This is a genomic window from Vibrio frigidus (genome assembly GCF_042465995.1).
GTDB lineage: Bacteria > Pseudomonadota > Gammaproteobacteria > Enterobacterales > Vibrionaceae > Vibrio.
The window spans coordinates 1-24,476 of record NZ_JBCDMC010000018.1 but is presented as its reverse complement, the minus strand read 5'-3'; the positions used below and the strand labels follow the sequence as shown (position 1 = coordinate 24,476).

General features: G+C 43.0%; 19 protein-coding genes and 1 tRNA gene. 9 read left to right on the top strand and 11 right to left on the bottom strand.

Features of this window, described 5'->3' with window-relative positions:
* Positions 1 to 150: 150 nt before the first annotated feature.
* Positions 151 to 975 carry a LysR family transcriptional regulator gene (locus AACW90_RS21315; protein WP_390238660.1) on the top strand — a complete coding sequence of 275 codons (825 nt, stop codon included), beginning with the start codon at positions 151 to 153 and terminating at the stop codon, positions 973 to 975.
* 94 nt (positions 976 to 1,069) lie between these two features.
* Here the strand turns inward: AACW90_RS21315 and AACW90_RS21310 are convergent, their stop codons facing one another.
* From AACW90_RS21310 to AACW90_RS21275, 8 genes are all read right to left on the bottom strand, one after another.
* Positions 1,070 to 2,539, bottom strand: a complete 1,470-nt coding sequence (locus AACW90_RS21310) for an esterase/lipase family protein (RefSeq protein ID WP_390238657.1) — start codon at positions 2,537 to 2,539, stop codon at positions 1,070 to 1,072.
* A 169-nt stretch (positions 2,540 to 2,708) separates the two neighbouring features.
* Positions 2,709 to 3,152 carry a hypothetical protein gene (locus AACW90_RS21305; RefSeq protein WP_390238654.1) on the bottom strand — a complete coding sequence of 148 codons (444 nt, stop codon included), beginning with the start codon at positions 3,150 to 3,152 and terminating at the stop codon, positions 2,709 to 2,711.
* Between the two features lie 281 nt (positions 3,153 to 3,433).
* Positions 3,434 to 3,790, bottom strand: a complete 357-nt coding sequence (locus tag AACW90_RS21300; protein ID WP_390238651.1) for an EAL domain-containing protein — start codon at positions 3,788 to 3,790, stop codon at positions 3,434 to 3,436.
* 260 nt (positions 3,791 to 4,050) lie between these two features.
* Positions 4,051 to 5,157 carry a M20/M25/M40 family metallo-hydrolase gene (locus tag AACW90_RS21295; protein ID WP_390238648.1) on the bottom strand — a complete coding sequence of 369 codons (1,107 nt, stop codon included), beginning with the start codon at positions 5,155 to 5,157 and terminating at the stop codon, positions 4,051 to 4,053.
* A gap of 131 nt (positions 5,158 to 5,288) precedes the next feature.
* Positions 5,289 to 6,413, bottom strand: coding sequence for a lipocalin-like domain-containing protein (locus AACW90_RS21290; RefSeq protein WP_390238645.1), 1,125 nt, complete (start codon positions 6,411 to 6,413; stop codon positions 5,289 to 5,291).
* Positions 6,413 to 8,953 carry an ABC transporter permease gene (locus AACW90_RS21285; protein ID WP_390238642.1) on the bottom strand — a complete coding sequence of 847 codons (2,541 nt, stop codon included), beginning with the start codon at positions 8,951 to 8,953 and terminating at the stop codon, positions 6,413 to 6,415. Before AACW90_RS21285 ends, AACW90_RS21290 begins: the two co-directional genes overlap by 1 nt.
* Entirely contained in the window at positions 8,946 to 9,617 is a 672-nt protein-coding gene (locus AACW90_RS21280) for an ABC transporter ATP-binding protein (RefSeq protein WP_390238638.1), read from the bottom strand. The genes AACW90_RS21285 and AACW90_RS21280 overlap by 8 nt, the downstream gene beginning before the upstream one ends.
* A gap of 271 nt (positions 9,618 to 9,888) precedes the next feature.
* Positions 9,889 to 10,713, bottom strand: a complete 825-nt coding sequence (locus AACW90_RS21275; RefSeq protein WP_390238704.1) for a YeeE/YedE thiosulfate transporter family protein — start codon at positions 10,711 to 10,713, stop codon at positions 9,889 to 9,891.
* A gap of 382 nt (positions 10,714 to 11,095) precedes the next feature.
* Here AACW90_RS21275 and AACW90_RS21270 point away from each other — a divergent pair, with 382 nt between their 5' ends.
* Positions 11,096 to 11,647 (top strand): GlxA family transcriptional regulator, encoded by a 552-nt coding sequence (locus AACW90_RS21270; protein WP_390238635.1) that lies wholly within the window; start codon positions 11,096 to 11,098, stop codon positions 11,645 to 11,647.
* Between the two features lie 267 nt (positions 11,648 to 11,914).
* A complete protein-coding gene (locus AACW90_RS21265) occupies positions 11,915 to 14,212 on the top strand; it encodes a putative bifunctional diguanylate cyclase/phosphodiesterase (RefSeq protein ID WP_390238632.1) in 2,298 nt (765 codons plus the stop codon).
* Here the strand turns inward: AACW90_RS21265 and AACW90_RS21260 are convergent.
* The 3 genes from AACW90_RS21260 to AACW90_RS21250 form a co-directional block, all read right to left on the bottom strand.
* Positions 14,128 to 14,454 carry a TetR/AcrR family transcriptional regulator C-terminal domain-containing protein gene (locus AACW90_RS21260; protein ID WP_390238629.1) on the bottom strand — a complete coding sequence of 109 codons (327 nt, stop codon included), beginning with the start codon at positions 14,452 to 14,454 and terminating at the stop codon, positions 14,128 to 14,130. The two genes, AACW90_RS21265 and AACW90_RS21260, sit on opposite strands and share 85 nt — an antisense overlap.
* Before the next feature lie 348 nt (positions 14,455 to 14,802).
* Positions 14,803 to 15,339 (bottom strand): DMT family transporter, encoded by a 537-nt coding sequence (locus AACW90_RS21255; protein ID WP_390238626.1) that lies wholly within the window; start codon positions 15,337 to 15,339, stop codon positions 14,803 to 14,805.
* Positions 15,340 to 15,605: 266 nt separating this feature from the next.
* Positions 15,606 to 15,693 (bottom strand) — tRNA-Ser (locus AACW90_RS21250).
* Between the two features lie 355 nt (positions 15,694 to 16,048).
* Between AACW90_RS21250 and AACW90_RS21245 the strand changes: the two genes are divergently transcribed.
* The 6 genes from AACW90_RS21245 to fbpC all read left to right on the top strand — a co-directional run bounded on the left by AACW90_RS21245 (position 16,049) and on the right by fbpC (position 24,261).
* Positions 16,049 to 16,678: a response regulator gene (locus tag AACW90_RS21245; protein WP_390238624.1), complete on the top strand. Its 630-nt coding sequence runs from the start codon at positions 16,049 to 16,051 to the stop codon at positions 16,676 to 16,678.
* A complete protein-coding gene (gene uhpB, locus AACW90_RS21240) occupies positions 16,675 to 18,258 on the top strand; it encodes a signal transduction histidine-protein kinase/phosphatase UhpB (RefSeq protein WP_390238622.1) in 1,584 nt (527 codons plus the stop codon). Before AACW90_RS21245 ends, uhpB begins: the two co-directional genes overlap by 4 nt.
* A 36-nt stretch (positions 18,259 to 18,294) precedes the next feature.
* On the top strand, positions 18,295 to 19,626 hold the full coding sequence (gene uhpC / locus AACW90_RS21235; protein WP_390238620.1) for an MFS transporter family glucose-6-phosphate receptor UhpC: 1,332 nt from the start codon (positions 18,295 to 18,297) through the stop codon (positions 19,624 to 19,626).
* A gap of 304 nt (positions 19,627 to 19,930) precedes the next feature.
* A complete protein-coding gene (locus tag AACW90_RS21230) occupies positions 19,931 to 20,968 on the top strand; it encodes an ABC transporter substrate-binding protein (protein ID WP_390238617.1) in 1,038 nt (345 codons plus the stop codon).
* A 116-nt stretch (positions 20,969 to 21,084) separates the two neighbouring features.
* Positions 21,085 to 23,184, top strand: coding sequence for an ABC transporter permease (locus AACW90_RS21225; protein ID WP_390238615.1), 2,100 nt, complete (start codon positions 21,085 to 21,087; stop codon positions 23,182 to 23,184).
* Between the two features lie 18 nt (positions 23,185 to 23,202).
* Positions 23,203 to 24,261 (top strand): ferric ABC transporter ATP-binding protein, encoded by a 1,059-nt coding sequence (fbpC, locus tag AACW90_RS21220; RefSeq protein ID WP_390238612.1) that lies wholly within the window; start codon positions 23,203 to 23,205, stop codon positions 24,259 to 24,261.
* The last annotated feature ends 215 nt before the right edge of the window (positions 24,262 to 24,476 follow it).

Here is a 24,476-nt window from a genome sequence, read left to right as displayed (position 1 = left end):
TTAACGTAATCTAGCCCGTTTCAATGTCTCTATAGTAAGTAATTTCACAGAGTTAAAACATAAGCTGATAATTGCATTAAACATAAGCTGTGCTTATAATAAAAATGCACCAAACATCCACCATAACCTAGGAAGTTATCTTATTGAATTATGGACTTAAATTTATTATCTACGTTTACTAAAGTGTACCAAGAACAGTCTTACACGAAGGCAGCCATTAAACTAAACATAAGTCAGGCTGCGGTATCGCAACGTATAAAGTTACTGGAGAAAAATCTAAATACTCAGCTTTTCATCCGAAAAGGTCGTTCAATTGAGGCCACAGCTCATGCCCATTACATGATAACCAAATTGGCTCCTGCCGAGAATCTGGTCCGTGAAGCTTTATATAAAGTGGGATACAAAGTGTATGTACAGGAAATGTTTGTCTACGATTTGGCGCGGTCGAATATTAATATCATCAATCCTCCCCCACAGCAGTCAACATTGTTCGACGATATACGAGCAAGAAAAGTTGATTTGGCAATTGATTTAGTGACAACAAATGATGTGAGTATTATCAGTGAGTTAGTCTCCGAGGAAGAGATGGTGGTTGCCGTGGCAGCTAACCACCCAAGAATACAGCAGCAATTAACCGAAGAGCAGTATTACCAAGAGAAACATGCCGCCATCGTGTCGCAACGCCATAATTTGGATATTTTTACATTGTTGGCTGAAAATCCAGAACCTCGAGATATTATTTATACAGCCAATTCAATGATGACGCAGTTAACTTTTGTCGCAAATAGCGAGGCCTTGGGGTTAACGACCAAGCGGTTAGTCAAATACGCTCGTGGTTTGGGGATTAATTTTTACCCTTGTCCAACTAAAATAGTAAAAGCACGTTTCCAAATGCTCTACCATCGCGCTAATCAACACAATGCGGCCCATAAGAAACTTAGGGATGAAATAAAAACCATATTGGCTGGTACCTAACTCGTCCTAAAAATGACAGGCACTGTGCTAAACCTACGGCAATCCAATACCCTGTTGCGCGCCACTTCAAAGCCCTTTACTCACAATACATCGATTACTCTTCATCTTCAGGTCGATCTGAGACGTCTTCAGAATAATTCGTCAAAGCGCTTGCAACCAAGTCAGGGTACTCATCCATAAACATGATGAACTCTTTCTCTAAATCTGTCGTTGCTGGTACCTTTCCCAGTGCAGCCAAAATAAAGTGTTCTTGCTGTGGAAGTTTAGGAGGAATACGACCATGGACAAGTAATACCAAATATTTACCCGCATAACGGATCAAATGTTCAGTGGTCGGTCTGTAATTATCATTCAACTGTACGTCGAAACCACCACGAGCTAGTACTGCCATCCCTTCCTCGGAAACGATGCCGTCTACATTGGTCATCAGCTCATTGAGCCGCGCTATCATTTGTTCGTTAACCAAAATATCAACATGACCACTTTGGAACCCGAACGTCTGATTTGATTGCTTTTGTGCTTCTGGGCGCAGTTGGCTGGATAACGGGACGACACCATCACTGTTTTCACCTAGTTTGAGTCTATCGGAGTTTCTATAGGCATAAAAAAGTTGATGATCGACGAACTCAGGAAATGGCTTTCGGTATAGTGATTGAATAAAGCGGCTATCGGGATTCAAATCACGCCATGCTGGCAGTACTAATTGTCCGTATTTTTCACCGTTAGCGGCGGCAGGATGCCCTCCCATAGGACTGGCAATAGTAACGAATAGCTCAACTCTGTTTTCCTTATCTTTCCCTGAATACTGGTTAATCGCCTCTCTAACGACCAAGCCACCCATGCTGTGCGCGACGACAATCAGTGGCATCTCCCCTAAAGGTACAACATCGCCAGAAAGGAAAAGGCGATAAAAGAGATGGGCAAGCTGATCCAGATCACCACCTGAAGGGTAGTAGAAAAACCACGGTTTATAGCGCTCGCGATCGAGGCGGCGAACAATGGGGTCAAATGATCTCGCACTACCACCAATACCGTGTACAAATACCACTGGGATCTTGTGTGCTTCATCTTCTTCCAGTGCATAGAACATCGTAGGGGCATGCTCCAAAAAAGAAGCGGGGTCGTACATGCCTAAAGTCGACATATTGTCATCAAACAGAGGGTCATCAAGGGATCGAATAGAGCCCGAAGGGTAGAAAAGAGATTGTTTCGTTTCAATGACGACTGGAACGGCGATTCTCACTGGTCGAATTGACATCCGCTCTGTTGTGAGTTGAATATCGATATGGTTGACGACAAGTGTTGAGTGGCTCATTCTGTCGAGAAGGAGTTTTCTACTTCCTATACTCTCCGCTTGTTCAAAAACATCATCACCATTGATGTCGGCATACACCTCTAGGACATAACTTCCTTCAGGGAGGTTCAGTCCAAAATGTGTTCCCGCAGAACCTTGAGAGAACATCGTGTCCACGCGCTCATTGGGTTTATACTTATCGGAATAAGCGACAATCGCTAGAGGCACATCGTCATATTTACCATGATCATCGATTGTTTTTCCGATCACAAAAAAAGATTCCCGGTCCAACATGTGCTTAAGGTTTGATTGACTTGGATCGGCATTCTGAATCCGCTCATAATTCGCTTGGACTGACGTGTATTTTAAGTAGGAGCATGAGGACAATAAAAAAGATATCACCAAAAAACCAAAGGCATTGAAAGCAGCTCTGTTCACACTAAAATTTCTCCTGCTCAGATAATGAAGCTTGGCTATGATTGTGTTGATAAGCCAGCCAAAGAACATACACACCCAACAGGATATCAATCGAACCACAAAACTCAGGCCACCACAAAGGTGCGACAGAATCACCATAAATATTCAGATGGACTACATCGTAAACACCATGACCAATAAAGCCTGTTGCCACAATCACTAGGCTTTTAATTTGGTCACATCTTAACGCTAAGCAGGCTAATATTATGAAAAACAGGCCAACAATGACTTCATTAAATAACGCTTCATAATCATTCGCGTAGAATGCAAATATCCAATAATATATTGGAAATGACACCAACAATGCAGGGTAAGCAAAACGACGCTTTTCATATCCTGCTTTTTTAAATCTAAATATAATAAAGCATGCGATAAAGACGCCTATTATCAGCGCAAAATTATTCATTTTCGAACATTCCTGATCGCTTAATTAGATGCATAATTCATCTCCTTATAATTCTGTCCTTGCCTTCATTCAACCACAATTCGATAGCGCTCAGGTATTCTTCTTCTGTATACCTAAAATGTCACGACGGATTTAATGACAAATTTGAACTCACCAAGGTAGTAATGGGTGATATAAGGAATGATTTGAGGCGTATAATACTTTGAAGATCGGCCACCGCGAAACGACAACGTATTTTACAACGAATGGCGATTAAAACAACTTAAAAACAGCTTCTGGTTTTAACGCTGACTAACTAAGTAACCTTGCGCTAAATCGCAACCAAGTTTCTTCAGTAAATTTAACGGTTCAACATACTCTACCCCTTCGGCAACAACGTTGTACTCCAGAGAGTGTGCCATTAATACCGACCTCTTCTCATCAGGGTAAACCAAAGATTTCCACGTAGATAAGTTGCCTTCTAGTTCATCTTCTTCATATTCCACCCCCCCCCCCTCATTTGCTCCGCGCATAGCCAATATAAAACGTTGGTTACTTTTTCCCAATTCATAAGCTAACTGCTCATTGGTGTCTTGAACGGAAGTGAGTTCAAGCCGTAAATTATTAACCTGCACGGGTAAATGCTGATCATTTTCCATAGAGACAACCAAACTATTCATAGGATTTTTTAATTATACTAACGATTTCGCTTATTGAATATGTTGGGGGAGACAAATTCTGGACAGGGAAGACGTTATTGAGGTTTGATCATATTTTGTCTACGGAGATATATCCATGTTTTTAAATAAAATACTTAGCGTGATATAAACAAAAACCAGTGGAACATCTCACTGGTTTTAATATTACAACATAAACATATGTTGAGAAAAGACATATTTATAACGTAAGAGCGGCTTAATTAACGAGTTAGATACGCCGTTAAGAAACGCGTAATATCAACCATATCGGACACCTTTATGTGCTCTTCTGTCGTATGTACTTTAGCCATACCGGTAGAAAGGTTGACGGTGGTTAAGCCTTTTTCATTGAATATGTTTGCATCAGAGCCACCCCCCGTAGACTTGGTAAATGAGCGGATATTAATGCTTTCAAATGCTTCTTTGATACCAGCTACGTGTGGGTTTTCGTCCGCAATCTTATAGGCATTGTAAGCACGAGTTGAAATAATATCGATTTGGGCTTCATGTTTTTCTGCCGCCGCCCTAAACGTTGATTCCATGTGCTCAACTTGTTTCGCGAGTTTCACATCATTAAGGGAACGCGCCTCCCCTTCGATATACAGATCAGGCATAACAATGTTGGTCGCTTGACCACCACGTACAACACCGATGTTTGCTGTCGTTTCTTCATCAATACGTGCCAGCGCCATATGTGTAATTGCATCTGCCGCAACCGTTAGGGCATTGATGCCTTCTTCTGGTGCTAAACCTGCGTGTGCAGGACGACCCGTAATCGACACTTTTAGGTTTTGTTGGCCTGGGGCCGAAGTAACGATACTGCCTATTGGGCCACCTGAATCTAATACAATTGCGTGACTTGATTGAATGTAATTCATGTCGTAGTTTTTAGACCCATTTAAGCCGCCTTCTTCATACACTGTAAAGGCGAGCTCAATGGTTTTGTGTGCTAGGTTATTTTCTTTGATAACACGTACGGATTCCATCACAGCCGCAATGCCTGACTTATCGTCCCCACCAAGAACCGTGTTGCCTTTAGACCGGATTACACCATCTTCGATAATAGGTTCAATGCCATTACCCGGAATCACTGTGTCCATGTGCGAACTGAATACAATGCTGCCCTCTAACTCACCATTTAAACGAGCATAAATGTTAAAACCATTAGATATGTGCTCTGGAACAGGTAATTTGGTAACAGAGAAACCTAGGCCATCTAGCTGTTCTGCTAGTGTTTCTGCTATCGCTTTTTCATTTTTTGATTCACTGTCGATTTGAACGATATCTAGGAAGTGATTAACTAAACGATCTTGGTTCACTTGAGTCATGTTTCTTCTTCTATACTGAAAGGAAATATAGGGCTACTCTAACCAAAGCATGTGTGACAAAAGATGCACTGAATCAATAAAATGTCCGACAGCAAACGCCTATTTTTCAGTTCTACCAAGCTAATCGCAAATCAGTATCCAGTCAATTCCATATAACCTTCACCAGAGTGACTACCGTTAAAAAAGACTGGCCCTTCCCAATAGGGAATACTAAGAGGCATTTTGGCCTCCATGTTAAGCGCTCTAACGTTCAGATCGATCCTTTGATTTGGGATAATGATATTCCAAGCGACTGGGTAACGTCCTTCATCAATCTGATGAAACTCTGAAGGCATCATGGTAATTTCAGAAGAAGCGATATTTTCACCGCGACCATCAGGATACATTCTCCTCGCACTGTAGAAACCCGGTTGTTCTCCATTGTTTTCCCTTAGCTGAAATAGCATCAATGTTGAGCCATCATTCAGGCGTAGTGCAAACCAATCCCAACCTTGCTGCGAGCCCGTCAAAAACTGCGAGCTCCACTCTCTATCAAGCCATGCTGTTCCGGTTACTAATATTCGCTCTCCATCAAGTTCGATCTCACCTTCCACTTCAATAAATGGTTGGCTGTAATAATGAGAAGCCACTTTTCCATCAGCACTTTTTCGGCTAAAACCATTCTCCCCTTGTCGCTGCAATGGAAGATGACTGGTCAATGATAATTGATAATTAAAGCGGTCACTTTCAACCGTTAACAACGCAGGAAACAGGTCATCCCCTTTCGCCTGCCATTTCCAGTTATCCAATTTAATCGTGAGAGGGTTTGCGGTTACCGCGGCAAATTTAGGGTGCGCCCGCGACCATTTTTCATTGGCCAGGTGCACCTCTTCAGTCGTCACTGCGGTATGTGCCAGATAAAGCTGATTGGTTGCCCACCCTTCTGACTGTTCTGGCTGCCCAATATCAGCTGACATCGCCATCCGGAACTGAGTCCACTGTATCCCTATGGGCTTTCCTGTTTCTGTTTTCAGGTTTGCAGTTAGATACCACCATTCCTGACGGAACGAGGGGTGAGAGAGATGATCTGAAGGGAACACTATTCGGGTATCAGGACGCACTTCGGAATAACTGGCGGAGGTATCACCAAGTATATTACCCATCGACTTCTCTGCCTCAGAATCAGAGCAACCGGCCAATATCGATATCAATATCAAGACCGAGATCGTGGCCAATGAGGCAAACGAGCTAGAAGAATGTAAAAATCTTGAACGCATCATATCACCTCACTCTGAAGGCTAGAGATAAGTGGCCGTTTTGTTTGCAGGTAAATCGGTAAGGCGACCGCCAGTAAGCTGGCGAACAGCGCAATAAACACCACTTCAAAATAGGCCTGCCAATCCCACAGCATGGCGATACTCCAGCCAAAGGCTTGCAGTGTGACTTTGTTTATCAGCAGATACCCCAACATCGCTCCAGTAGGCAAGGCAACCAGACAAGTCAGTAAAACAATACTCAGCATCTGACTGATCACCATAAAGGTCAGGCGTCGCTGACTGACCCCCAAGCTGTATAAGCGTGCGATTGGTGCAACTCTGGCCTGAGTAAGCATGAAACAAGCGCTAAACAAACCGACGGATGCGACTAACAAAGTCAGACTATTTAACACCCTTGTAATGGAGAACGTCTTATTGAATATCGAAATCGCCCGTTGCTTGATCTGTTGTTGGTCATACATCAGCGCATCTGAAATACCAAGATGTCCCTTCAGCCGTTCCCGAAGTGTATCCGGGTCCCCATCGAAACCAACCCCTATCCCAGCGGGCACGGTTGAGAAACCAAGCTGATTCCAAAGTGTTTGTGGGATCAGTACCTCACCATAAGGATTCCCGTAATCGTAGAATATTCCGCCTATAATAAATAACCGTTCTGGAATCGCATCTAATTCGATGCGGTCCCCCAACGATAGCTTTAGTCTAATCGCCATTGGTTCGCTGATAATGACCGTCTTGCGATCAGAAAATTGCGCCCATACGTCGGTTGCTGAATCTTTAAAAATGGCCGTCTTTTTCATGGTTTCCGAATCCTTGGTTCCCAATATAATGGGTAGACCACCGTACTGACTTTTTTGGTAATACTGCTTATACACCGCTCTAACGTCAGGTTGTTTATGCAGGAACTGTTCTACCTCACTTATCCGAGATTCAGCAGGGCGCACATAAAGATCAGCGTGTAACCGAACATTCAGCCAATTCGTCAGCGTCGATTCAAAACTGCCCACCAACGTATTCATGGAAATGTTTGCGGTAAGCGCCAGAAGCATTGCCATCATCGCCAACGATAGAGGTGAAATCAGCTCCTTTGTTTCTGCAAGCTGATAGCCAATAAGCCCTTTTCGGGTAAACTTGGCAATCAGATTCACCAGTACCGATAATGACAAAGGCAGAGAAAGCGGGATCGCGATAATAACCAGCCCAAGAAGCGCCATAGTCTGCTGATAATCGTCACTGAAAGGCATCAAGATAGCGGAAAGCGCAACCAATATGATCGCAACAGTGAACTGGATTCGGTGTATTCGGTAAGCATTTGTCTGTTGACTGTATTGCCCCACACTTCTTGCCAACGGTTGATGTAAAAGCTGAGAGAAGAGTGAACTGCAGGCAAGGATTGTGGACACCATCGTAAGCAACATCGCCTGCCACAACCAGCTCCAGCTCCAAACACCCGGCAATATCCTTGCGTTGTACAACTGCTCAAGCGTGACTGAAACCATAGGGTGAAGCCAATGACTAAGCTGAAGCCCTAACGTAAACCCAATAACAGAACCGACTAAAATCAAACCAAATAGTTCTAAACAAAGCGCCAAAAGTAACGGCACCTTAGGCATGCCAATTTGCTGCAACTGAATGAAGAGTCGCTGTCTTTTTAACAGGCTGTAACGTACACCGTTATAGGCAATAAACAGACCCACGATAAACGCGAGCATACTCATTGCGGTTAGGTTGAGGTGAAAACTCTCTGTAAGCGCCGTAAGATTTTCGCCTTCGTCGCTCTGACTTAGTACCGCTCTGTCACCCACCAGTTGAATCAACGGCTCATGGTCTTGCTCATCGTAGTTAAAAAGTGCGATATAGCTCAGTTTTTCGGGGCGAGTGAGTAGCCGTTGAGCCAAGGAGATATCCATCAAAATACGGTTGCCTAAGCTAAAGCTTTCACTCAAGCTTACTACCTTAAGCTTTTGTCCTGCCAGCATGATTTCAGTGTCTTCGGCTAACGTTTCTGCCTGCTTTCGACTCATTAACACAATCGGTTTGCCCGCCAACATATCGGTGACTGGAAGACGATTATCAAACAGCGATAGGCGGTTATTGTTGTCAGCGCCACTGTTGTCTTTATTCAGTGCGGTTAAGGCCGCAACTAGATCACTGCCTTGAACCTGCCAACGGTTACCGAAGCCATCGAGCAATGATCCTTCTATAACCGCCAAGCTCTGACTAAATCCAGCATTTCTGAGATCGAAATAGATAGCATCATCAAGCAACGGTTGTCCTATGTTGGGTGTAATAAACCATTTGGCCTGCTGACTTAGTTGTTCGGATACGGCACTGTAACTGCGTTTGGCGTTTTCATTGATCGCCCTAACCCCGGTAAGCAGGGTAACCGCAAGAACAATACCTATGATAATTGCGCCCGCCTGAAGCGGCGCTTTTTTGTAGTGTGCTAAGAAGATCTGCAAGCAAAGCTTGGTCTTTGTAAGCAAAGCATTCTTGGGCATTGTCTTTTTTAAGAATGAATGACCGCCAGAATGGCTACTCATGGATATTACCCTGCTCTAGATGCCAGTGACGGTTCATGAAACCCGCGCACGTCTGGCTATGCGTCACCAATAATATGCTCGTGTTGTTCTCTGCCGCTAATTCACACAGAAGCTCCATCACCTCTACGCTAGCCGTTTGATCTAAATTGCCGGTTGGTTCATCTGCAAGCAATAACTCCGGTTTATGTGCGAGTGCTCTGGCGATCGCGACACGCTGCTGTTGGCCCCCCGACAGATTCTCAACATGACGACCCAGTAAGGTTTTTAGACCCAATCGGTCCGTTAGATGATCACACCAGTCATTCCATTTAAGGTTATTGAGTTGCAGAGGAAACGCGATGTTATCGGCGACGTTCAAAGGCGTAAGAAGATTTAACTGCTGAAATACAACACCCAAATTTTGATGGCGAAACCGACTCCAGCGTCTGTCTGGCCAATGTTGAGTATAGTTTCCTAGAAGTGCCAGTTGCCCGGAACTGGGTGGTTCGAATCCCGCTATAACGTTGAGCAAGGTACTTTTTCCGCTCCCACTGGCACCAGTAAGTGCAACGGTATCGCCACGAAAGAGGGTTAGCCCAAGTTTATCTAAGACTCTATGACGTTGGTCGCCATCAATAAACTCTTTAGTTATCTCATCTAACTGAACTATCTGCTCTTTTTTCATTAGAATTCCATACCTCAAGCCAATAGGACTAGCATAACCTATTATTCTTATAGCAAGAACGAGAAAAGCGTGGCATCGAATAATTTATGAGTTTAGGTTCTTAATCTCCTCATATGATTGGTGTAATCAAGCTATTTCGTTTCAGGCTTATACTTAGCTAAATCACTATCTATCCAACATAGAGTTCACTATGCAGACCAATCAAGATGAACTTATACGCTTATCACTTGTATGCTTAATAATGGCCTTTACTAAGCATACAAGCGGGAACTTAACGTCTCAATAAAGTTCCGATATAGATACCCACAATGATAGAGAGCACCGCCACTGCGCCTGCTGGTGACAGAGATGGTAGCGCGACTAATAGTTGAGTGTCATTCCCACCACTGGCTAAAACCGCACCAAACCCCATCAAACTGCCAGCACCAAAATGTTCTAGGTAACGCTTAAATGTTCCAGGTTCAAATTTGAATGATCTCGTGAGTAGCGCCGCCGTTAGCATTCCCAAAATCAAAAAGGTAATCAGCATAAAACGTTCACTGCTTGGCCATGTGTTTTCAGTGTTATTCCAGACAGAAAGACCGATATCTTTCAGCAAGTCACTTGGGGTCCAACGAGGCTCAAAAACAAAAAGGCAACCTGCCATTAAACCGATACCCAGCATGGACAACCACAATTTTCTACTACCTGTGTTCAACCTTAAAATAATGAATGCAAGCAGTATTGAGCCCCCAATTAATACACCATAATGAACCTTCATGGGTGTCTCGTAACTGCTGGGTTTAACATCAATCATTAATTTCACAAAGACTATCCATGCCACTAGCCAACCAGTAACCGTTGCCAGCATCACTAACTGCCCACGGGCCAAACGACTAATTGTGGACACACCACAACCGAGATTCAACGCTGCCCCTAAGCCAAACAAAAAGCCGCCTACGACAAAATGCCACGTGGGAAGGTAAGTTATTAAATGGCTTGGCTGAGTAACAAAGTAGGTAAGATCAATGGAAAGCCATGACAATGTTCCGCTGAACACAATAGCCAACAAAAGCGTGGGTTTTCCATCACGTGCTTCTTGGACACCTCTAACCATACAAAGTCCGGTGGTCTGTGCGAGATACCCCAGTAATCCAATCAAAATCAGAGAAAAATACAGCACGTAACCCCCCTAGGTAAGTTAAGACTTATGCACGGTATTAAGAATAAACACACCCGTTTTATCCTGAGGTATTTTCTTACTTTACTTCGGTTCTATCTGTTTATTTACACGCATGCTTTCAAGGATTATAGACTGGTACAAACAAAACCAACCACTCTCAATGCAAATTAGACAATCCACTCACTACGTTCTCCTACCCGATTGTCACGCTTAACGCAGCTTATTATTAGTGACCTTATTTAAGAACCCGAGTTCCACCATAGTAGACATATAACTATCTGGTTTGCTTACCACTTGCTCTTTTATTAACTTCACCATGCCTTCTTTACATCCAGAGGTTCTGTACATCGATAACGGCCAGATTTTGACTTCCGCAGGTGCCATTGCAGGTTTAGATTTGTGTTTGTATGTGGTTGGCCTTGATTTAGGCAATTATGTTTCAAACGACTTAGCAAAAATATCAGCCGTTCAGATGCACAGAGAAGGTGGACAAAAACAATTTATTAATCACAGTCATAATGATTCTGGTAAGGGGCCAATTAATGCTCTGCTCTATTGGTTGGAATCAAATTTGGGTGACAGTATATCTATTGAAGATATGGCGAATCGAGTATTCATGACGACAAGAACCTTCAATCGAAAATTCAAAAATGAATTGGGGTTAAGCCCGACAGTATGGCTGAACAGTGCTCGAGTAAAATATGCTCAGCGTCTATTGGAGACCACAACATTAAGCTTCGAACAAATTGCGGTAAAATCTGGATTGGGTTCAACTACGAACTTTCGTCAACGATTCAGAAATTGTGTTGGTACTAGCCCAAGAGAATATAAAAAAGCGTTTTGTCATTCCCCAAAGATATCAATATAGAGCAATTAAAATCATTTACTCAAAAAATACAGAACCTATCCATAAATAAAGCGCTTTGATATTGCCTCTAGCACATATAAACCATGTGATACATCAATAGCATGAATGAAAGCTCTTTCTTTACGATCAACAGATAGTTAGAATCTAGTCTCATCAATGCACATTCAACACACTAGAAATTATCACCTTTACGTGTCAGATGAATAAAGGCACCCAATAACCCGAGATAGACAAAGGCATACTATTAGCAATGAGTAACGTAACTGTATGAACAAAATGACACGCCTAAAGAATATCTGGACGATATTCTTTATCATTTTCATCACATCATTCGTGATGTTTTCTGGCGTGACCTATTATAATTGGACTTCCAGTAAGCAGATTGTACTAAATAAACAACGAACACATGTTGAACTTTTTGGTAATTCAGTTAAGGCATTTTTCGAGTCACAGGAATCATTGCTCGATATTCTCGGGGTTCATCTTATCACTCAACATCAATTACCAAAGCGCCCCATTCACGACTCTGTTCTTGATAACACAATGAAGTCTTATCCCGCCTTTTTGGGTTTAGGTTTAGCTGCCTATGACGGACGGCCTTTGGTGACAAGCTCTAACTTTGACTTGAGAAAAGTGCCAAACCTGATGCAACTCGAGCAAACTAGAGATTCATTTATCGACGCCAGAGAAAGCCGTAAGATCAATACTGGGCCAACTTATACGATAAAAGCACTGGGAAACCACACGTTTGCCATGCCTATCCGCAAGGCCATTTTCTTACCGCGTGAGGCATCTCCCGCTATCGCAGTTATGACGGCTGGCATCAAATTAGACAACACCCCTATCTTTGGTGGTCATACCGATTTAAAACCTTATCATCAAGTGGAAATCGTACGACGTGATAAGTATCTTCAATTTAGCACGGACAGTGAGCACGTGGATTATACAATACCGGTCAGTGACCGGTATTATTCGTCTCTAAAGCAACATACCGACAATGAACAGTATTTCAGTATTTTTGATTATGACCTTCTGGAATCTGGGAAAACGTTTCAAGTCGTCGCCCATTATGACCCATACCTTGAATTCTGGTTTGTTTCCAAAATGGACAAGCAATATATCGTCAGTATTTTTACTCATCGATTTCTTGCCAGTCTCGCTATATTTTCCCTCTATAACATCGTGTTATTTTTGCTCATTCGTTCAATCTCCAGATCAGAAAAACAGAATAAAAGAGAATTGCTTCAACAAGCGCATCATGACGCTTTAACCGGTTTACCAAACCGTATTTTATTGTTCAATAGACTCCGCCAAACGATTGCGACCTGCAACCGCCGCAATCACAATCATGCCTTACTGTTTTTAGACATTGATGACTTTAAAACAATAAATGACACCCATGGGCATGAATATGGCGATAGACTTCTCAAGGAAGCGGCATCTCGTATTCGTCAATGCCTGCGTGTCGACGATACTTTGGCACGTTTCGGTGGTGATGAATTTGTGATTTTATTGCCGCAATTAGATGCTTCTACTATCGCTGCCAAAGCGCAAGCTGAACATATAGTGAACAATCTACTCGAAACGCTTGCTCGTTCCTACTCACTTCAACAACATCAATACAGCAGCAGTGTAAGTATCGGCATCGTGTTGTTTAATGATGATTCGCACTCGGAGTCAGAGTTAATAAAACAAGCGGATATAGCCATGTACCAAGCGAAGCACTCAGGTAAAAATACGGCCTGTTTTTTTGACCCAGAGATGCAAAAAGAGGTCGCGGCTCAGTTTAATCTTGAAAATGAATTACGTATTGCAATTATTGAGCAACAGTTTGAACTTTTCTATCAACCTCAAGTTAACCAGTCTAATCAAACCATAGGTGCAGAAGCGCTTATTCGCTGGATGCACCCTGAAAAAGGCGTAGTAGGACCGAACCAATTCATCCCCATAGCAGAGAAGACTGGATTGATCATTCCAATTGGGGAATGGGTATTAAAAACCGCTTGTGAGCAGTTGAATCATTGGCAGCAACGCAAAGAAACCCAGCATCTCACGCTCTCCGTCAACGTTAGTTATAAACAATTTCGTCAATCTGATTTTGTCGCAATGGTCCGCAAGTTATTGAGCGAGCATAATATAATAAATGGAAAGCTGAGGTTAGAGTTAACTGAAAGTATGCTCATCGATGACATGAAACGGACGATTTCCCATATGAACGAGCTTAGAGAGCTTGGTGTTAATTTCTCTCTCGATGATTTCGGTACAGGGTACTCTTCTCTTAAATACCTCAAAAAGCTCCCTCTGAGTCAATTAAAAATTGACCAGTCTTTTGTTAAAGATGTCGAGTCCGACGCGAGCGACCAATCCATAGTGAAAACCATTATTTCTATGTCTGAAGCTTTGGGGCTTAACGCCATCGCCGAGGGTGTAGAAACACTAGAGCAAAGAACCACTTTAGAAAGGGAAGGCTGCTTGGTTTATCAAGGGTATTTATACAGCAAACCCATACCTATACATGAGTTTGAAATGTATTTGAACGAACCAATGTCATCGTCACTCAGTTGACCAATCACACCAAGAAAACGTCTAACACTTAGATCACCCACTAACAAACCGAGGAAGTCTTCTACGGCCTGTGTAGATGAACTGAACGTGAGTTCTCTAATCTCATGTTGATGCTCTAAAAAACGTATAAATACAGGTATAGTGGCATCGCGACCCACCTTTGTTAACGTCTGTGCTAATTCGGGAACCGTTCTTAATTCCGAGATAGCCGATCGATTAATCGCCACCGACTCTTCACTCATAAGCCGGCCGAACAAGGCTTTACAAGTAAATAGGTTACGAGGAGAACCTCATTAGGCTTACTTTGTACACCTTAACCATTTAAAGCGCATACAAAAAAGCGAGTCAATAGGTTAAGCTACTGTGACTCCTTAACTCACTGACCTAAAACGAGAAAATCCCTGAATTTCTGTTAGGGTTTTACGAACAACAACCAATGTTACTGTGGGGAACAGAGACTCGATTCTTAGAATGAGTCAACGCAAATTTATTAAGTTTTGATTCGTATGACTATATTTTTCTCTATCCAATGAAAGTCAATTCAAAGACTAAAACCTGCTTTGCCTACCTTTATATCAAGAAATTTTTTATTATCCGTTTTCAGAAATCTTACACGGATCTTCGCTACAAATAACTTGAACGACGTTGGCTTCCGTCATTTCAACCTGCAACGCTTCTGCATCAGCTTTCTGTTTATTGCCTAACGAAAAAAGAACCACGGTTAATAGAGCAAAAGCAAACGCAGCCCAATGGTAAGAGTTAAATGTCTCTTTGAACAAGAACAACCCTACAATCAACGATGTGGTTAATATTGATAAAACGGCATACACCACGTAACTAGAAGTGCCATAACGAGAATACAGAAGGTAAAAGCCAAGGTATGTAAAAAAGAGCCCTATCCCACCAATGAGCACCCACTGCCAATTTTCTTTAAAGACTACATCATATCGGCTACTACCAATAAATGGCGCTATAACCACGGCTAATATCACACAAATAAGTGAGGTTAGAACCATATATGACAATGGCCCTTCTTCTATGACTACTTTTTTTTGCCCTGCTGCGAACATCGCATTGCCCAATGCGCCAATAGTCGCAAAAATTATTACCCCAAATAAACTTGACATTATACCTACTTAGAACGTGTTATGAGCTATAGACTAATAGCGATTGGTGACGTGATTATTGGTGAATTATAATCCTTTTCTCACTATATAATACTGACATAACAATATGTCACATTTTTTATTTGAAACATCGTAAAAGCCATTGATATTAAGGTAATAAATCAGAGCAAACTTAACGAGGAGAATCTCCTTAGGCTTACTTTGTACACCTTAACCCACTGACCTAAAACGAGAAAACCCCAGCATTTCTGCTAGGGTTTTTGATGTGGCGGTGAGTGAGAGATTCGAACTCTCGATACGTTGCCGTATACACGCTTTCCAGGCGAGCTCCTTCAGCCACTCGGACAACTCACCGAATTTTTGTCGCTGCGTTAACAACGAGGCGCTAATTTAATGATTCTTAGAGGTTTGGTCAAGTGGAAAAACACTAAAAACAGCGCCTATCGAGCCAATTGCCTATAAAACAACCTTTACCTACCTCTATTTATGCCAAACTCGGGATATTCAGTAGAAAGACAGATTCGTTTACCTATATGATTCCAAGCCAACGCCTCAATGACGGAATAACGGAATAACGGAATAACGGAATTTATGATCCTATCGCGACAAGTTCTATAATTAATCATCGACTCCATCACACCTCACGCCATCAATTTTGATCATGTTGATTGCTTTTGCGAGTATCCGCAATAATAAAAGGATGATAATTATGATATCTGTTGCTCTAGTTGATGATCATGTCATGGTGCGATCAGGCTTTACCCAGTTGTTGAGTGTCGAATCTGACATCACGGTTGTTGGCGAATATAGCTCAGCTAAAGAGGCATTTAATGCCCTACCTTTGATCGCGCATTTAGATGTTGCGGTAATTGATATCTCTATGCCTGATGAAAGTGGATTGTCTCTGCTTGCTCGTTTAAAACACATTAACCCTGAACTCAAAGCGATTGTGCTAAGCATCTATGATTCTGCCTCGTTTGTAAGCAAAGCAATTGAGGCTGGTGCATTGGGTTACTTATCTAAGCGTTGCGGACCAGGGGAGCTGGTTACCGCTATTCGTACCGTCTCAAATGGCGATCGCTATCTGTGTGCTGATGCTCTGTTCAATCTGAGCAACGCTGGTGCTCCATCCTCCGCACTGAATGAGCTGACCAAGCGAGAAAAAGAGATCTTTGAACACCTTATACAAGGAAGGGATGTCAAAGAGGTCGCCTTCGACCTTTCGTTGAGCCATAAAACGGTGCATGTACATCGGGCGAACATTCTAAGCAAGCTCTCTCTTTCTAATAACGTTGACCTAATCCGATTTGCGATTAGAAATAAACTCTTGCCAGAATGAGGAGTTCAATAGAACACATTGGTAGCCACACATTTGCCAGCATATTTACCTTCGTAATCTATAGTGTTACTTGGTTCTGCTTGTGGAGTATTAGTGGCTATCTGGTAACGGATATTCATACTGCGGGGCTTTTTCTGCCCGTTGGCTTAAGGCTGGCAGTATTATTAATAATGCCTATCAAGTATTGGTGGGTCATCCTATTCAGTGAATTATGTATTACCGTTGGAATTGTTCAAGTATTAGAACTTAATCAATCCGACTTTTTATTGCTCCTTGCGCCCTTTATAAGTGGTGCATTAATACGCCCTATTCAGGCTTGGTGGAAGCGATTAGAAACCTATTGGCAACAACTGCTTGGTTTGTTGGTTGTTATCATCATCAATGCATTTTTGCAGGCCTGCGCAATTCTATTGTTGAGCAAACCGCTGGGTCTATCCCTCAACCTTATGTACAGCACCACAATTGCCTCACTGACCGGTGGTATTATCCTTGCGCCGTTCTTTTACCTGTTGCATGACTATTTAAACCGAAAGGTTTGGGTTCCGCTCTCCCCTACTCTCGTCCATAAAGAAGTCACATTAAGGCCGTCTGCGTTCTTGTGGATGTCTCTGTTTTTCTGTATCGGCCTAATCGCTGAATTGAGTTTTAAACAACAGATGGCGTCACTGCTTTTGATCATTGTTCTGCTGCCAAATATTTTTATGGCTTACCGATACGGTTGGCAGGGTGGCGTGCTTTCGGCGGTGATGAACAGTATCTTGCTCACCATGGCGAAGAAAGTGATGGGATCATTTGCTACATACGAAGAGATGCAGCTTTTTTTGACCACTCAGGCACTCGTTGGCTTAGGGTTGGGTATTGCTATTAGCCGCCAGTATCTTCTATCCGAGAAGCTCAAAAGGGTCATCCACGAACTCGCGCATGAATTGTCAGTAAAACAAGAACTCGCTCGCCAGTTGGTACATGTCGAAGAGGATATTCGCAAGTCGGTTGCGCGTGAGCTGCATGACGAAATAGGCCAGAACATTACCGCGATTCAAATACAAGCAACCCTTGCAAATAGAACAGCGAAAGAAGACAACACAAGACAGATTGCCACGGCGATCAACGATCTGGCTTTTAAGGTCCACAGTGCGACCCGTCATTTGCTGTCTCAATTGAGACCACACATACTCGATGAACTCGGATTAGAAAGTGCACTGCAACAACTCGCCAATGAAATGAAGTTCTCGGAGCGCAGCGTCGATTTTAGATTGAATATTGGGTTTGATACTGAACAACTCGATGAGGTCACCTCCGTGACTATCTATCGCATTGTGCAAGAGCTCATCAACAACGCAACCAAGCACTCTCAAGCGACAGAAGTGAACCTTACGTTTTTACCCGGCTCTCTATTTAGCATGGAATACAGAGATAACGGCATTGGCTTGCCTGCGAACTGGCGAACGAAAGGGACGGGCTTAAAAGGGCTGCAAGAACGTGTCACCGCGCTTGGCGGAAGCTTAACCATCGACGGAGAACTCGGTACTCGGGTATTGGTTAATCTGCCCACAAAGAAACAGAATGAACCAACATCATAAACTCATCACCCATTTCAACACTCAAGGATTCACTTCATGTTTGGCATGTTGTCTCAAAAACAACCCGCAACGCTGATAACAGATAAACGGACTATCGATTCTACTTACAAGTATTGGCGATTGCATTTGATGCTGTCCATGTATGTTGGCTACGGTGTTTTTTATTTTACGCGTAAGAGTTTGAATTTTAGCATGCCTGTGATGCTCACTGATCTAGGTTGGGAGCCTTCGGATATCGGAATGATTGCCACTGTCTATTACATCACCTATGGCACATCCAAATTTCTGTCAGGAATGATCAGTGACCAATCAAACCCTCGTTATTTTATGGGTTTCGGCTTGATAGCCTCTGGTGTGATCAATATTTTATTTGGCTTGAGTTCGTCACTCACGGTTATGGTTATCTTATGGATGCTCAACGCGTTTTTCCAAAGCTGGGGCTGGCCCGCGTGCGCTAAGCTGCTTACAACATGGTACTCTCGCTCTGAAAGGGGGTTCTGGTGGTCGCTGTGGAATACCTGTATCAACGTAAGTGGCGCATTGCTGCCTATTTTAATAGGTTTTATTGCCATCACCTGGGGCTGGCGCTATGGATTTATTGTGCCCGGAATCATCGCTATTGTAGTCGGGTTAATCCTATCTTTTCGCATGCAAGACAAACCCACCACGCTCGGCTTGCCTACGGTCGGAGACTGGCGCGATGATCCGCTAGAAAAGCAGCAGGAAGAGGAAGGGAAAAATCTACCGTTTAAAACCATTATTAAAACCTACGTGTTAGGCAATAAGTACATCTGGTTGCTGTGTAGCTCTTATCTATTGGTATACATCGTCAGAATTGCGGTCAATGACTGGGGCAGTTTATATTTGGTCGAACGGCATCACGTCGATTTACTCACCGCCAATACGGCCGTTTCCATGTTTGAAGTGGGTGGTTTTTTAGGATCATTACTCGGCGGTTGGGGATCCGATAAATTTTTCCACGGCAATCGAGCGCCGATGAATCTCATTTTCGCCTTAGGCATTTTTATCTCGGTTGCTGCGTTATGGCTAACCCCTATCAATAATATCTATGTGCTCTCTGGTTGCTTATTCTCTATCGGGTTCTTTATCTTTGGCCCACAAATGATGATTGGTATGGCCGCCGCCGAGTGCTCTCACAAAAACCTAGCCGGGACAGCCACGGGGTTTGTTGGCCTGTTCGGTTACCTAGGTGCCGCGCTGGCAGGGTATCCACTTTCCATTGTCATTGAACAATTTCAGTGGGAAGGATTCTTTACGGTGGTCACATTTGCGGCCGCCGCAGTTGGTATGTTGTTGATTCCATTCTTACGGGCACAACAGAGAACCGTTGAAACCAATAGCGTTTAACTGTGAACTCCGTCTCAATACTTACATAAGCAGCCTAAAACTAGGAAAAATTCCTAGTTGGCTAAAAACCTGTCTCACTCTATTTGTTTGTTCTTTTTTTAGTATTGCAGTGTACCCAAAAAGAGTTGTGTATTTGGCAACGTATCATTGCCTAGGCACAAGTCGTACACCTACATAATATGTAGCCCCGTTTATTATTCCGGGTCTCTACATAATAAAAGTTGTCACAAAGAAGTGACTGACGCTCGGTTAACAAAGCAAACGCTTCCGTTGCTGAGTGAATACAATAAAAGAGGAAACAAAGATGAAAGGTAATATTAAACGCCATCTCTTAGCCGCTTGTATCTTAGGTTCTACTGCGCTTGCTGCTCCGCAAGTTATGGCTGAAGGTCGTTTGGTTATTTACTGCAGTGCGACAAACGCAATGTGTGAAGCCGAAACCAAAGCATTCTCTGAGAAATATGATGTGAAAACATCTTTCGTTCGAAATGGTTCAGGTAGTACCCTTGCCAAAATTCAAGCAGAACGTAAAAACCCAAGAGCAGATGTATGGTATGGCGGTACGTTGGATCCTCAATCTCAAGCAGGTGAAATGGATCTACTTACTCCGTATAAATCCGCTGAACTTGAGAACATCATTCCAGAATTTAAAGACCCTGCAAAACGCAAAGGTAACTACTCTTCTGCCGTTTACATGGGTATTTTAGGTTTCGGTGTAAACACAGAACGCCTAGCTGAAAAAGGAATAGCCATTCCACGCTGTTGGGAAGATTTGACTAAACCAGAATACAAAGATGAAATTCAGATTGCTGACCCACAAAGTTCTGGTACTGCTTATACTGCACTCGCCACTTTTATCCAGCTTTGGGGTGAAGATAAAGCATTTGAATACTTCAAAAGCTTAGACAAAAACATCTCTCAATATACCAAATCTGGTGTGACTCCTTCTCGTAACTCAGCTCGTGGCGAAATCGCTATTGGTATCGGCTTCCTTCACGATTACTCTCTAGAGCAATCGCAAGGTGCACCTTTAGAGCTTATCTCTCCTTGTGAGGGTACCGGTTATGAAATTGGTGGTGTGAGTATGATTAAAGGCGCTCGTAACGAAGAGAACGCCAAATTATTCATCGATTGGGTACTGTCTAAAGAAGGCCAGCAACTTGCATGGCAAAAAGGTAAGTCTTTCCAAATCTTAACGAATGTTGACGCAGAACAATCTCCTTATGCGCTTGACCCTAAGAAATTGGATCTTATCAACTACGACATGAACACTTACGGTGCGTCTGATACACGTAAACGCCTAATCAAGAAGTGGGTAAACGTCGTTAAAATGGGCGAATAAGCTGTCCTAATATGAGCAGCGCATCCGCGTTGCTCAACTCTCTAAAATTTTATTTATAAGGGCTGAAAACATCAGCCCTTAGGTCTCTTATTCACTAATTTTCGGTTGGAAATATCATGTCTCAATTAGCAGCAGAGTCAGACTTGAAAAATCATTTTGAAGAGAAGCCGCACCGTGACTACATCTTCTATTGGATATTGTCTATCGTCGCCGCTTTCGTGCTTTTACCTACATTTTCGCTTGATTATGGGGTACTCGACTCTACTTCAGATGAATTTTTTGAAGCGATGGGATGGAGCAGCAGAAACATTGCATGGCTTTGGTTTAGCTTGCCCTTAGTGCTTCTAATTCGCCCTAAACACGCTTTAAACAAATACCACCTAACCCGCCATAAGTTCGATATTGGTTACTCGTTATTTTGTATCCTATTTATCATCACTTCTTCAGCGGTAACCGGACACGGTTTGGGTTACTCCACCATTTTCCTTTTTGCTGCACTTGGCAGCGTAATGACACTCGCCATGGCTCGATTAGAGTTTATGGGTGGCGACGCCTTTGTTATCGGTTCTTTGGTCTCCATCATTGGCTTGATCTCTGCGTTTATTCTCTTCCCGAGTATCGCTATCTTTGTGCCGATGTTTCAAGACGACATGGGCAACTTTGTTGCGTGGCAGTTTCTTGAAATTTTGTCGCAAAAGCAGATCGTTCAAATCATTCTTAACTCTTTATTCTTGGGGTCTTCCGTTGGTATTACGGCCACCTTCTTTGGCTTGATTTTCGCTATCTACTCTACTCGTATAGCAGAAAAATCTGCCTTTATAACCCGTATTTTCTCTATTCTACCAATCGTTACACCTCCATTTGTTGTTGGCTTAGGGGTAACCTTAATGCTTGGCCGCTCAGGTTATGTCACCGAATTAATGGTAGATTGGTTTGGTTTCCAAAATACCAATTGGTTGTATGGTTTTACCGGTATTTGGATGGCTCAGGTTCTTGCATTTGCGCCTATGTCCTTTATGATTTTAGATGGTGCAATGAAATCGCTGCACCCTTCTTTAGAAGAGGCTTCATATACACTTCGTGCTAATCGCTATCAGACATTCTTCGGCATTGTTCTACCTTTGCTTAAGCCTGCTTTAGCCAACTCATTTTTGATTATCTTTGTACAGTCACTCGCTGACTTCAGTAACCCGCTTGTACTTGGCGGTAGCTTCGACGTACTCGCGACGCAGATCTATTTCTACATTGCGGGCGCTCAATTAGATTATGCCTCGGCAAGTACCTTAGGTGCTGTCTTGCTTATCTTCTCGTTGGCTATTTTCGTTATTCAGTACATGTGGATCGGCAAGCGTTCTTACGTAACGATATCGGGTAAATCTTATCGTGGTGACGTTCAGCCACTGCCGAACAGCCTGCGTACCTTCGTTTCGGTTACATTGTATGGTTGGATGATATTTAACGTACTGCTTTACGGAAGTATCGTATTTGGTAGCTTTACCGTTAACTGGGGAATCGATTACTCCTTAACGCTAGACAACTATATCAATCTATTTGGTATGGGCTTTGGTGAAGGCGCATGGCCTTCGTTAATCAGTACCATGACATACGCTGGTATTGCAGCACCGATTACGGCGACCTTTGGTTTGCTTATCGCTTATATCGTTGTACGTCAGGATTTCCGTGGCAAGAAGGTCATTGAATTTGCAACAATGCTCTGTTTCGCGGTTCCAGGAACGGTTGCGGGTGTTTCTTATATCCTCGCATTCAACGATGCACCAATCTACCTAACAGGAACCGCTGCTATTGTGGTTATCTCCATGGTAATGCGAAATGTGCCTGTCGGTATTCGTGCTGGTGTGGCTGGCTTGGGTCAGTTAGATAAATCGCTGGATGAAGCGTCGCTGAGCTTACGTGCTAACTCGTTCAAAACGATTATCTTTATATTGATTCCGTTGCTCCGCCCTGCAATCTTGTCATCATTGATTTACAGTTTTGTAAGAGCCATGACAACCGTTAGTGCCATCATCTTCCTTGTTACGCCTGAAACACGCGTTGCGACATCTTACATCTTAAACCGTGTAGAAGATGGTGAATACGGTATCGCGATTGCCTATGGTTCACTGCTTATCTTTGTCATGCTGTCTATCATACTGACCTTTGATTATTTCGTGGGCGAAGCCCGAATTTCCCGTTCAAAAGCCAAGAACCAAGAATAAGTTTTGGAGAATTTAAAAATGAAAGAAAATAGCTTTGTAGTGCTAAAAAATGTATGTAAGCGCTTTGGAGACAATACGGTAATTGGCAACCTTGATCTAGAAATCGAAAAAGGCACTCTGGTTACTCTACTTGGCCCATCTGGCTGTGGTAAAACAACCGTATTGCGTTTAGTTGCTGGTCTAGAAAAACCAACCAGCGGTCAGATCTTTATCGATGGTGAAGACGTGACGAATACGTCTATCCAGCATCGTGATATCTGTATGGTGTTTCAATCCTATGCGCTATTTCCGCATATGTCTCTTCACGAGAATGTCGCTTATGGTTTGAAAATGATTAGGTTGCCAGCTAAGGAAATCAAACAACGTGTTGATGAAGCCTTAAAATTGGTTGGTCTAGATGACATGGGAAGCCGCTTTGTCGACCAGATCTCTGGTGGTCAGCAGCAACGTGTTGCTCTAGCTCGAGCTTTGGTATTAAAACCAAAAGTGCTTCTTTTTGATGAGCCTTTGAGTAACTTGGATGCCAACTTACGTCGCAGTATGCGTGAAACCATTCGTGAACTTCAACAGCGTTTTAACATTACTTCTTTGTATGTAACCCACGACCAAGCCGAAGCATTTGCGGTATCCGACACCGTTATCGTCATGAACGATGGTGAGATCATGCAAGAAGGTTCACCGGATCAACTGTATCGTTCACCAGCCTCTATGTTTATGGCGAATTTTATGGGTGACGCCAATATCTTTGATGGTTCTTATAGCGGTGAGCATCTTAGTATCAATGGCTATGAAATTGGTGCTGACAAAGACGTAATTGATGGGTTCCCTGAAGGGGACTATCAAATCGGCGTTAGACCAGAGGCTATATTACTGGCTGGAGAAGGTGACGTTTGCCAACAGTGTCAGGTTAAGGGCATCGTTTATATGGGTTCCATGTACGAAGTTGCCGTTAACTGGCATGGTCAGGAGTTATTATTGCAACTAAACTCCTCGCAATTCGACCCTGAGATTTCAGACCACGCTTACTTAACCATTAATCCAACGGGCATTTTCTTGTTACCTGCTGAAGCAAAGTAACTTGAGATAAGCGACTTCCCCACTTTCGTCATCCCCACGAAAGTGGGGATCTAATATCTGGCTCTGAATTCATAACGAATACGCAGATTCCCGTTGTCACGGGAACGACGGAAATTTGCCTTAGTCTCAACGAGTGTTTCCTTACTGCCTTTGTCACCCCCCACTTTCGCAATCCCCCACTTTGATTCATCATCCTCCCTGCCATTTATCATCCT